This is a genomic window from Streptomyces prunicolor NBRC 13075 (genome assembly GCF_000367365.1).
Classification (GTDB): Bacteria; Actinomycetota; Actinomycetes; order Streptomycetales; family Streptomycetaceae; genus Streptomyces; species Streptomyces prunicolor.
Map to the genome: position 1 here is coordinate 1 of NZ_BARF01000043.1, position 2,979 is coordinate 2,979.

Sequence of the window (2,979 nt, forward strand, 5' to 3'; positions counted from 1 at the left end):
CTCCCTCGAAGACGAGCACCGGCACCTACGGCTCGGTCGTCGACGCCGTCGACCGGGCGCCGAACCCCGACACCCCGCCCGCGGCCCTCCCGCACCGCCCCGCGTCCGGCGTGACCAGCACCGGCGGCACGCACGCCACCTTGAACCATCGCGGCGACAACGTGACGCTCAGCGGCCAGGGTTACGTCCTCGTCCGCTGGCAGATCTCACCGCAGTACCGCTCCGGCGCGCTGGTCATGCCGAGTTGGACCGCCCTGAAGGGCAAGCTCTTCCACGTGGCCTCGGGCGGCGGACGCCGGATGGACGACCCGGTCAGCACCACCGACACCACCGCCACCGGCATGGGCAACACGACCACCGGCTACGACGTCCTGCCCACCGGCACCCAACAGATGTGGCAGAACGAGTACTTCTACGTCGACGGCAGCGTCACCCTCACCGTCAACGAACGCGGCGCCGACTACGGCCTGAACATCTTCCCCACCACCTGGGACGCCGTGGAGAAGGACATCACCACCGGCCCCACCCAGGGCGCGACCCGCTACGGCCTGACCCGCGACACCGGCAAGGACAACACCCCGATACCGCAGTACGTCACCCGTACGACCCCGACCGACCCGGCGACGGTGGTTCAGAAGTCCCGGGTGTGACCGCCGCGCGGATAGCTGTCCTGCGCGGCCATGACCTCGTCACCGTGCTCGAAGGCCCACGCCCCGAACGCGTCGATCGGGTCGAGCAACGTCCGCCCCAGCGCGGTGAGTTCGTACTCCACCCGCGGCGGCGAACCACCGTAGGACCGCCGCGCCACAAGCCCGTTGAACTCCAGCCGGCGCAAGGTCTTCGACGGCCGCCTACTCGGCGTACCGCTGAGCGGAGACGACCCCGAAGCCCTCGCGGTCGTACGGCAGTTGGTGCGGGACATGGGCTGCGAGCCGTTCGCAGCAGGGGCGTTGGAGCAGGGCGCGGCGCTGCTGGAGGCGACCGCCGCGCTGCTGATCCGCCTCTGGGTCGGAGAAGGGGTGGACGCTCAATCCATCGCCCCGCCAAGGGAGTTGGCGGGGCGACCGGGCGCGTCCCTCAGCCCTTCTTCCTGAGCCCGCAGAGCACGTCGACCCGGTTGGTGGTGATCGAGTCGACGCCCATGTCGAGGAGGCGGCGCATCGAGCGGCGGGTGTCCGGGGTCCAGACCGAGAGGAGGTAGCCGTCGCGGTGGACGCGGGCGGTGAGGTCCCGATCCACCAGCGTGAAGCGGTAGTTGAGCCAGCGCGGCCGTACCGCTTCGAGCACCGCCGGGCGCGGCGGCGCGAGGGAGGTCCAGGTCAGGGCGATCTCGGCGGACGGGTCGGCCGCCCGGACGGCGAGCATCGCGTCGGCGCCCGCGCAGTAGTACACCCGGTCGTCCGCCCCGCACTCCCGGATCACGTCCACGACCCGGCGCACGGCCCGCGGGTCGGCGGGGCCCGGCAGGTCGACCATCACCCGGCTGCCCTCGGTCGCCGCCAGCGCCTCCACCAGCGTCGGCACCCCGCCGCCCGTGAGCCCGCGCACCTCGTCCACCGACAGCGAATTCAGCGGCCGGTCCACTTCCCACAGCCGCTGCAACGTCTCGTCGTGCAGCAGCACGGGGACGCCGTCACGGGTCAGCCGTACGTCGAACTCGACCGCGTCCGCGCCCTGTTCGAGCGCGGAACGCAGTGAGTCGGTGGTGTTCTCACGGACGCGGTAGGGGTCGCCGCGATGGGCCACGGCGGTCACGTTCTGCATGGGCCCATTGTGCTGGTTGTTGAGAGAACGCCGGCTGTCAGGGGGCGAGCCACGCCGAGGTGTAGGCGTCGATCTCGTCGTCGATGCCGGCCTTGCCGGCCGGGTCCAGGAAGGAGGCCCGCACGGCGTTCTTCGCGAGGTCGGCGACACCGCGCTCGTCGAGGTCGAGGAGGCGGGCGGCGACCGCGTACTCGTTGTTGAGGTCGGTGCCGAACATCGGCGGGTCGTCGGAGTTGATCGTGACGAGGACCCCGGCGCGGACGAACTCCTTGATCGGGTGCTCGTCGAGCGTGCGGACCGCGCGGGTGGCGATGTTGGAGGTCGGGCACACCTCCAGCGCGATGCCGTGCTCGGCGAGATGGGCGAGCAGCTTGGGATCCTGGGCGGAGTTGGTGCCGTGTCCGATGCGCTCGGCGCGCAGGTCGTTCAGTGCGTCCCAGACCGTCTCGGGGCCTGTGGTCTCACCGGCGTGCGGCACGGAGCGCAGGCCCGCGGCGATGGCCCGGTCGAAGTACGGCTTGAACTGCGGCCGGGGCACCCCGACCTCCGGCCCGCCGAGCCCGAACGACACCAGCCCCTCGGGCCGCAGCCGGTCGTCGGTGGCGAGCCGCACGGTCTCCTCGGCGGCTTCGAGCCCGGCCTCACCGGGAATGTCGAAGCACCACCGCAGTACGGTCCCGAACTCCGCCTCGGCCGCCTTGCGGGCGTCCTCGATCGCGTCCATGAACGCCCGCGCGTCGATCCCGCGCCGGGTCGACGAGAACGGCGTGATGGTCAACTCCGCGTACCGCACCTGCTGCCGGGCCATGTCCCGGGCGACCTCGTAGGTCAGCAGCCGTACATCCTCCGGCGTGCGGATCAGATCTACGACGGACAGGTACACGTCGATGAAATGCGCGAAGTCCGTGAAGCTGAAGTAGTCGACCAGGGCCTCGGGGTCGGTGGGCACCTTGGAGTCGGAGTGCCGGGCGGCCAGCTCCGAGACGATCCGCGGGGAGGCGGAGCCGACGTGATGAACATGCAGCTCGGCCTTCGGCAGCCCGGCGATAAAGGCGTGCAGGTCACGGGCCTGACGGGCCTGACCGGCGGCGGGTGCGGCGCTGTGGTCGGAGCTCTGGTCTGACAAGGTTCCTCCCCGGAACGGCGTCCCGGGCAGTGCCGTGCGGGACGCGGGTGATCGGCTGATCGATGACTCGGGATCATCGTAGGCCGGGG

At 71.1% G+C, this 2,979-nt stretch carries 3 protein-coding genes and 2 pseudogenes; 2 read left to right on the plus strand and 3 right to left on the minus strand.

Features of this window, described 5'->3' with window-relative positions:
- Window positions 1-650, plus strand: a pseudogene (locus SPR02S_RS19920) (sigma-70 family RNA polymerase sigma factor); the annotation flags it as partial.
- Here SPR02S_RS19920 and SPR02S_RS55980 read toward each other — a convergent pair.
- A pseudogene (locus SPR02S_RS55980) lies at window positions 632-841 on the minus strand (winged helix-turn-helix transcriptional regulator); the annotation flags it as partial. The pseudogenes SPR02S_RS19920 and SPR02S_RS55980 sit on opposite strands and share 19 nt — an antisense overlap.
- Between SPR02S_RS55980 and SPR02S_RS55985 the strand changes: the two are divergent.
- On the plus strand, window positions 816-1,094 hold the full coding sequence (locus tag SPR02S_RS55985) for a hypothetical protein (RefSeq protein WP_019058751.1): 279 nt from the start codon (window positions 816-818) through the stop codon (window positions 1,092-1,094). The pseudogene SPR02S_RS55980 and the gene SPR02S_RS55985 overlap by 26 nt on opposite strands.
- Here SPR02S_RS55985 and SPR02S_RS19930 read toward each other — a convergent pair.
- Complete coding sequence (locus tag SPR02S_RS19930) at window positions 1,078-1,764, minus strand: glycerophosphodiester phosphodiesterase (protein ID WP_019058752.1); 687 nt, start codon at window positions 1,762-1,764, stop codon at window positions 1,078-1,080. The two genes, SPR02S_RS55985 and SPR02S_RS19930, sit on opposite strands and share 17 nt — an antisense overlap.
- Window positions 1,765-1,801: 37 nt before the next feature.
- Entirely contained in the window at window positions 1,802-2,890 is a 1,089-nt protein-coding gene (locus SPR02S_RS19935; RefSeq protein ID WP_019058753.1) for an adenosine deaminase, read from the minus strand.
- Window positions 2,891-2,979: the final 89 nt, after the last annotated feature.